The organism is 'Fragaria x ananassa' phyllody phytoplasma (assembly GCF_018274325.1).
GTDB lineage: Bacteria > Bacillota_I > Bacilli_A > Acholeplasmatales > Acholeplasmataceae > Phytoplasma.
In genome coordinates, this window is record NZ_JAGVRH010000015.1 from 1 (window position 1) to 7,979 (window position 7,979).

The 7,979-nt window shown below is 27.3% G+C and carries 8 protein-coding genes; all 8 read right to left on the reverse strand.

Features of this window, described 5'->3' with window-relative positions; genetic code table 11:
- On the reverse strand, window positions 1–182 hold a 182-nt coding region (locus J8J04_RS02700), incomplete at its 3' end, for a hypothetical protein (protein WP_212332075.1).
- Window positions 183–267: 85 nt separating this feature from the next.
- Window positions 268–1,161: a hypothetical protein gene (locus J8J04_RS02705; protein ID WP_308705546.1), complete on the reverse strand. Its 894-nt coding sequence runs from the start codon at window positions 1,159–1,161 to the stop codon at window positions 268–270.
- Window positions 1,162–1,952: 791 nt separating this feature from the next.
- Window positions 1,953–2,738: an SVM family protein gene (locus tag J8J04_RS02710; protein WP_212332077.1), complete on the reverse strand. Its 786-nt coding sequence runs from the start codon at window positions 2,736–2,738 to the stop codon at window positions 1,953–1,955.
- Window positions 2,739–2,758: 20 nt separating this feature from the next.
- The gene (locus tag J8J04_RS03290; RefSeq protein ID WP_263972014.1) at window positions 2,759–2,887 is read right to left on the reverse strand and encodes a hypothetical protein; all 129 of its coding nucleotides are present in this window, start codon (window positions 2,885–2,887) and stop codon (window positions 2,759–2,761) included.
- A gap of 276 nt (window positions 2,888–3,163) precedes the next feature.
- A complete protein-coding gene (locus tag J8J04_RS02715) occupies window positions 3,164–4,249 on the reverse strand; it encodes an SVM family protein (protein ID WP_212332080.1) in 1,086 nt (361 codons plus the stop codon).
- Between the two features lie 21 nt (window positions 4,250–4,270).
- Window positions 4,271–4,888, reverse strand: a complete 618-nt coding sequence (locus J8J04_RS02720) for a hypothetical protein (RefSeq protein ID WP_225885837.1) — start codon at window positions 4,886–4,888, stop codon at window positions 4,271–4,273.
- Between the two features lie 108 nt (window positions 4,889–4,996).
- Window positions 4,997–6,622 (reverse strand): ATP-binding protein, encoded by a 1,626-nt coding sequence (locus J8J04_RS02725; protein ID WP_212332083.1) that lies wholly within the window; start codon window positions 6,620–6,622, stop codon window positions 4,997–4,999.
- A gap of 2 nt (window positions 6,623–6,624) precedes the next feature.
- A complete protein-coding gene (locus tag J8J04_RS02730) occupies window positions 6,625–7,929 on the reverse strand; it encodes an AAA family ATPase (protein ID WP_212332086.1) in 1,305 nt (434 codons plus the stop codon).
- Between the last annotated feature and the right edge of the window lie 50 nt (window positions 7,930–7,979).

Consider the following 7,979-nt stretch of genomic DNA (forward strand, 5'->3'; position numbering starts at 1 on the left):
TGTTTAGTAGTGGTTAGATATTGATAGAACTGAACTACTATTCCTTTTTTTAATCTTTGGATGCTTAATTGATAAGTAAAGAGATAGAATTTGATGCAAAAATAAATTAAATAAATCGGGATAAGGAAAATCATATAGATGATATTATTTATTAAAAATAAGGGGATTTTTTTGATGAACATATTTAATTAGTTCCTTTCTTGTTTTTAGATGATGGAGTAATAAAAAAGACTCTATTTCATAATAGAGTCTTGGAATGATTTGTTATTAAGAATCGAGGATCTCTGGTTTTTTAGGGGGACGAGTGGTGTCTAAGAATTGATAATAAGTTCTTGTTTGCCAACGATCTCCACCAGAACAACAATCGTAGTCGTCGATATACCAATTATCACTCAAGAAACCTTCTTCATATTTATAATAATGCGGCTTACCGTTTTCATCATAAAGGGTTCTAGATGAACGACCTAATTTGTTTCTAATCGTTTCTCCTTGGTAAGTGCAGCCATATTTGATATAACATTGTTCTAACCATTTGACATACAAATTTTGATAGGTTGTTAAAAGTACTTTTTTTGGTTCTGTATTCTTACAAATAATGCGATATCTTTTATTTTCAGTTTGAAAAACGTGCCCTATTACATTAACATTCGCTGATATATTAATTTCTTTATAAGCGGGTGCGGTAATAGTTATAAGATTGTTGATACTTTCACTTTCTTTGTGATATATCCCTTCATAAGCATATAAATTGTTATTTCTTTTCCAATCGCGGATGGCTTCGTAGGGGTTAAGGGAGTCTGGGAGATTAATTGTTATTTCTCTTTTTTTGGTGTTGAATACAAAAAGATAAATGTTTTTGGCGCCGTTGGAAAGTTTTAAGAGATCTTCGATATTTCCTGGGAGTTGAAGAATTTTTTGTTTGTAGGTGTTTATTCTTTCTTCGTATTCTTTGATGTTTTGGTTTAAGAGTTGTTTAAAATCATCATCTTCAGTTTCTTTTAATAGTTGTTGTCTCCGTTGTTGAATTTCTTGTAAAGTTTTTATGAAACGCTTTAATTGTTGTTTTTCTGGTGATTCACTCATAATCCGAATTCCATCATCGAAATAAATGGCGTCAATTTGAACATCATTTAGAGTTTCTTGGGGTAAAGGGACAACCAAACCAGTATTAGTGGTGGCGTTGTAACAACCTAATTTGATGAGTTTGGGTTCTTTGATGATGTTTTTGTTGATTAAGTATTGATTAATTATTTCTTCTTTACTTTGACCTACGAAGATATCGGAAAATATTAAATTTATATTACATTTATCTTCTTGAGGTTTTTGTTTGGTATCCCAAAAGATAAAGGCTTCTTCAATGGCGATTTCGTATTTGAGGAGGTTTTCGAGAGTATATTCGTAATCTTCATCATAAGGGTATTTGATATTAAAGGGATTAGCTCTATGTTTAAAGTAGACTCCTAAGAGGCCTTGAGGAGGATTTTTGAGTTTAGGATCAAAAAATTGTTTATTATAAGGATTGTATGAGGGTTCTTCAAGGCCGTAGGTGGAAGTTTGGATATCAAAATATTTTAAGATGTTGGGGATATCGTCTTTATTTAGGACATTGATATCGTGTATTTTGAATTTAGGTTGGGTGTTTAACCATTCTTGTTGGAGGGTTTCATAGTCTGTTAATTTTATTTTGGATTTGTTTTGTTTGTGAAAATAGTTATAGGCGTAAATGGGGGCATGAGATAATATAAAGATTAATAAAGAAATAATTAATAAAAGAACTTTTTTAGGGATTTAGTTTGATTCATATCTTTTTCACCTCCTTAGGGTTTGAATTTTATGACCTTACCAATTTGTGTGTGTTTGTTATTTAGGTAAAAGAAAAAGACCCTTGGAGGGGTCTAAATTTAGTTTATATATTGAATTATTTATTATGATATTTATTTGACAAATTTATTTTATAAAATATTACAACCACAACCAGATGATGCTTTAATATTATTTTGTAATGGAGTTTTTGTTATATCTTTTGGCACTATTTCTTGAGAATTATTTCTTTGATTAATTAATTTTTGTAATGATAATAAAAAATCTTTTTTTGTCATTTTTTGTTTTTCTAATAATTCATCGGCTAACGGCGATAAAAATTCTTCATATTTGTCAATAATTTCTTGAGTTTTGGTTTGCGCGATATTTTTAATTTTATTTTTGCGCACTTCTAAAGAGTCTGTTGCGAAATAAAAATCATCTAAAAACCATCCTCTTTGTATAATATATTGAGCTATATTTTCAATATCTTTTTCATCATCATCACCCTTATATTTAAAATCTTCTATTGGCGTTGTACTTCTTTTTTCTGCTTCTGGTCCTCCGAAAAATACAGATAATGAAAATAAATAACCATACTGTGATTTATCAAAAGAAAAGTTTACGCCGCCTTCTGTATTTTTTTCATTATTTATTTTTAATTCTATTGTTTTAAGGTTTATAAGATTAAATTCAGATTGTATTTTGCTTAATTCATAAGCTACTGCTGCATGCCCTATTTCGTGTAAAGCGCAAAATTTTTGTATATTTAGAATATTTTCTTGGTTTGTTTCAAGGTTTGTTTCAATTTCTTCATTTATTTCATTAACTAAATTATCCATCGCCATTACTTGATGATTATTAAACAGAAATAATAATCCTATAAAAGCAATTAAACAAAGATAAATGGTTTTAAATTGGTTTTTTAATTTAACCATTAATTAAATCTCCTTTATTTTTATCCCTCATATGGGATTATTTCGTAGAGGGAGTTGATAGAGGTTAGGGTGAATTTATTGTCTTTTAATAATGATTTATCATAATTGCGTTGTAATGAATCTCTTAGTTTGATGGTGTTGGATAACATATTGTTTAACCCTTCAATTTCGTTTTTGTCTTTTCCAGGATCAAGTTTGTTTATTTGTTTATTATAATTATCACATTCTTGTTCGTATTCGTTTATTTTTTCTAATCTTCTTTTTCTAAACCTTAATGTTTGTTTGTGCGATTCTCTTGCTTCTTCTATGACAGTAGTTTCTTCTGGAGAAAGATTGTTGAATGGTAAAATTTCATGTTCGTTTTCAGATAAGATATAAGATTTAATTTTATCATAATTTGCTTGAGTTATTTAATAACTTTAATATTAAAATATTTTTTTATATAATGAATTAAAAATACCCATATAAGAATTTGTTTTTTGATTTAATTCCTTTTGTAATTTTTTTATATTATTTTGTTGGTTTAAAGATTCTATTTTATTTTGTTCTAAAACTAATTTTATTTCTTCGTAATTTTCTTCTTCTTTTGTTAATTGATTTTTAATTTTATTAATTTCAAATTCTAATTCTTTGTTTTTAGTTACTAATATACTATTTGCACCTTCCAAAACAACTATTTTGCCTTCTAATTGTTTTATTATTTCAATTTGTTGTTTTAAAATTTCTGTTTTAGTTTTAATTTCGACAATTAGTTTTAAGATTTCTTCTGATTGTTCTTGGATTTTTTGTTTTAATTGAACTATTTCTTCATCTTTTTGTTTAATAATTTCTTGTATTTGAATTTCATCATTTTCTAAAGTTTTAATTTTTGCTTTTAATTCTTTTATTTTATTTTGTTCGACATTTAATTGATTTATTAATGCTTTATTATTATTTTCATTTTTTGTTATTTCTTCTTGGATTTGTTGTATTTCTTTTTCTCGTTTTGATTCGTTTTCTTTAGACAAATTTAATTTAATATTTAATTTTTCTATTTCAATTTCTTTAAATCTTATTTCTAATTGATGAAATATTTCTTTATTTATATTACATATTGATTTTTTTAACCAAAATATATATAAATTTTCAGCGCCGTTTCCTAAATTTTTTAACTCTTCTAAAGTATAAATATAATCATTTTTATATCTTGTCCCTTTATCAAAAGCAACAAATAGTAAATCATGTGGTGGATTTTTGATACACCAACAAATATCATATTTATTATTATCCCCGTTATAACATGGATAATCTAAAGTTAAATAACTAAAACTTTGATAAATATTTTTTCTTATAATATAAGACAAAATATCTTCTTCTTTTTCAACAAAAATATTATGAATTTTCATATTGCGATTACATATATTTTCATTTTTCAATGCCATAACTTGATGATTGTTAAAAATAAATAATAATCCTATAAAAGCAATTAAACAAAGATAAATGGTTTTAAATTGATTTTTTAATTTATTCATTAATTAAATCTCCTTTTATTTTTATCCCTCATTTGAGTTGATTTCGTAGAGGGAGTTGAGGGAGGATGTGGTTAGATTTTTATATTGTGTTTCAACGTCTTTATATCGTTTTTCTAATATTTTTTTATAATCTTCGGCGCGTTGGAGCATTTCGTTTAACGCTTCAATTTCGTTTAACACTTCAAATTCGTTTTTATTTTTTTGTTGGTTAAGTTCATTTATTTGTTTATTATAATTATCGCATTTGTTTTGATATTCATCGATGCCTTTTTGTTCTTTGTTTAATAAATCTAATGCATATTTCCAACTATTTTTAATTTTATTTATTTCATTTTTTTCTTCTTCGTTAATATTATTTGGCAATAAAGTTATATCATCGATTTCAGAGAAGACATAAGTTTTTATTTTTTCAAAATCATCTTTAGTAATTGTTTTTTTTGGTTTAGAAATGTCTGTTTCACGTTTAGTTCTTGATGGTTGTTTTAATTCTTTATCGTCTTCAAAATCTTTATGATAATTTGATAATGATTTTTGTTCTTGTTTTGTTTCGTTGATACCTTCAAAAAAACCTATAATAAAAACAATACTAAAAAATAAAATAATTAAAATAGCTACCCAATGTTTTTTAAAAAAATTCATTTCTTTTAATGCCTTTCCGATAATAGTAGTAATTTATATTATCTTTTAAAGAAATTAATTACTACTATTATACAACTTTATTTTTTTTAAATTTAAAGAAAAAGTTTTTTAAGAAGGAATAGTTATTAATTCAGGGATTGTTGTTTTATTTTTTTGTTTAATTTCTTCTTGGGTTTTAGTGTAGTTAGGGTTTGTTTGTTTTAGTTCTTCTTTGAGTAACTTTATTTCTTCGTTTATTGGTTCTAACTTTGTTTCTAGTTGTTCTATTTGTTCTTCTTTTTTGGTTTCTTTATTAAGTCTCTCTCTTTTATTTTTTATTTCTTTAGTTATTTGTTTGTATTCGTTTATAACTGATTCTTCTTTTTGTTCGATATTTTTAACTAATTCACGAGAATTTCCGAATTCTTTTGTTAAATTATCTTCTTCAATTCGTGCGTTATATACTTCTAATTTCTTTTCTTGGTCTTTGTAGTCGGCGTCGAGTTTGGCGAGATCGCGGTCGATGTCTTTAGTATACATTTCTAAAGTTTCTTTGGTAATCATTGGTGGTCGTTCTTTGCCTTCTTGAATACTTTCGTGAATCATATGCCATATACGATGGCCTTCGTGAAGGGTTAGAGTTACTTTTCCCATTCCTTGTGCGTATTTACGAGTTACGGTTGTTGTTTTACCTAAGGTTTTGATACCATATTTAGCTGGGATTAAGTCGGTTATTTTGTCGAAGACTTTGAATCCCATTTTACATGCATTACCAAAAGAGAAGGAATTTTCTTTTTCATAAGTTTCCATGCGAACATGCATGGCTTTATATTTTTCTTTTAATGCTTGGTATAGTTCGCGTTCGGCTTGGATTTCTTTTAGTTTTTTGTTGACTTGGTTGATGTTGTTTTGGATTTCGGTGCGGCGTTGTTCGACGGATTTGATTTGGTTGAATAATGTTTGTTCGCCTATTGTTAATTCGTTATATCGTTTTTCTAATATTTTTTTATAATCTTCGGCGCGTTGGAGCATTTCGTTTAACGCTTCAATTTCGTTTTCTAATATTCTTATTTGAGTTTTGATTTCGTTTATTTGTTGAACTAAGGCGATTTTTTCGTCATAAAGGATATCTAATTTGGCGCGTAATTTTTGTTTTTCGGTTAAATCAGTAGTTTCTTCGATTTGTTTTTCCGTTAGTTTTGTTTCTTTTTCTTTGTTAGCTAATGCTTCTTCTTTTTGTTTTAATTGTTCATTTAAGATGTTGATGTTATTTTCGGTTTCTTCTTTTTGAGTTTTGATATCTTTAATTTTAGTTTCTGTTTGGTTTATGAGTTCTTCAATTTTAGCTTTTTGTTCTTGGGTTAGTTTTTGTTCTTTATAAAGTTTTTTTAATTCGGCTTCTACTTTTGTTAATTCTTGTTCCCAATTGTCTTTTAACCCTTGGTAATTATTAATAACTTCATCGTATTTATCAATGGCTTTGTCAATTTCGTTTACTAATTGACCTGCATATTTACTTGATGGTTCTTTAGGTTTATGAAAGAAACATAAGTAAATGAAACTTAAAAGCACGATGATAATTAAAAAGTAAGTTAAATAGCCTTTCCAGTTTGTTGTGTGCGGGGTTGGTTGATTATTGAAAAGTTTGTTTTTGAAGTAAAGGAAAATACCAAAGATAGTTGAAACCATCAAAAACCAAGTGAAATAAGACTTAAAGGTTAGATAAGTTTTAATTAGGTCTAAAGGCGATAACATAATTATACACCTCCTTTCTCTTTGTTTTGTTGTTCGATAGTGTTTAAAATGGCGTCATCTTGAGAAATAATCATTTTATAAGCTTGCTTTAAGTCTTCTTGATTAATTTCGTTTCTTCTTGTTTCGCCTTGACCGCGGTTTTTAGCGAAGATAGCGACTGTTGTTTTTAAGAGGTTTTCTAAAGTTCGATTAGCTTTTTTAAATTTATGATTAACTGGTAATCTTTCTAAAGCTTCATTAATCACTTCGTATAAGTATTGTTTAGCTTCTTCACTATAAGGGTTTTTTCTTTTATTAATTAAGAATTCTAAAAATTGTTTTCTTTCTTCTTTATTGCCTGGTTTCACTTCGATATTGTAAGTAAATCTTGATTTGATGGCTTCATCTATGTTATTGATGTGATTAGTGGCGCCAATAATAAAGATTGGTTTATCAGGATTATTTTCAAATGATGTCATCTCTGTTTTAAATTGGTTCACGACATTAGCAATTTCTGAACCAGCTTCTAAGGTATTTAAATCAGCAAAGATTGTTTCACATTCGTCTAAGAAAATGATGGCTCCTTTATTTTTAGTTGCTTCTTCACGCGCTGTCATAAATAAATCTTTTACCAGTTGAGGGGCGATGCCTTTGAATTTTTGAGAAAAGATAGAACTACTTACTTCAAAGAAAGGGAGATTAGTTTCTTTGGCTAAGGTTCTCGCTAAGGTTGTTTTCCCAGTTCCTGGCACTCCATACATTAAAATGCCTAAAGGGAAATCGACCTCGCCAATATTGGTGTAGTTGTCTTTATTGTTAAGATAATCAATGAAACCTTCGACTGCTTTTAATTCTTCTTTAAAACCAATTAATTGGTTGAATTTAGGGAATTTTTGGTTGTTAGAAGGAGTAAATAATGGTTCTTCAGATGTTTTTTGTTGTTGAGTGATAGCGTTTATTGCTTCTAATTTTGGAGTTAGTTTGTTTTCGATTTCGTTAAGTTTATTTGTTTGGGTTATTTGTTGTTCTTTGATTTGATAAATATTAGTTTTATGAGTTTTTAGTTCATTTTTTAATTCATTATTTTGCTTAGTAATTTGGTTTTGAATTTCGGTTTGGTTTTGTTGTAGTTTGTCTTTGGTTTCTTGGATGATTTTCCTTTGATTTTCTAATTTTTTATGATGGGTTATAAGTTGTGTTTCAGCTTCTATTAAAGTTTGATGATGAATCCAAACATAAACTGATAAACATAAAATAAATGATATTATGATGCATATTATTAATTTAGTTAAATTAAAAGGTTTATTTGATTTGGTTTTTATAGTCATATTATTTCCTTTCCAAACAAAAAAGACTAAGGAATTTCCTTAGTCTTTGT

Bases quoted from the DNA above. Each gene is read 5' to 3' on its own strand.
- J8J04_RS02710 (WP_212332077.1), bottom strand. From the start codon at position 2,738: ATGGTTAAATTAAAAAACCAATTTAAAACCATTTATCTTTGTTTAATT.
- J8J04_RS02725 (WP_212332083.1), bottom strand. From the start codon at position 6,622: ATGTTATCGCCTTTAGACCTAATTAAAACTTATCTAACCTTTAAGTCT.
- J8J04_RS03290 (WP_263972014.1), bottom strand. From the start codon at position 2,887: ATGTTATCCAACACCATCAAACTAAGAGATTCATTACAACGCAATTAT.
- J8J04_RS02730 (WP_212332086.1), bottom strand. From the start codon at position 7,929: ATGACTATAAAAACCAAATCAAATAAACCTTTTAATTTAACTAAATTA.
- J8J04_RS02715 (WP_212332080.1), bottom strand. From the start codon at position 4,249: ATGAATAAATTAAAAAATCAATTTAAAACCATTTATCTTTGTTTAATT.
- J8J04_RS02720 (WP_225885837.1), bottom strand. From the start codon at position 4,888: ATGAATTTTTTTAAAAAACATTGGGTAGCTATTTTAATTATTTTATTT.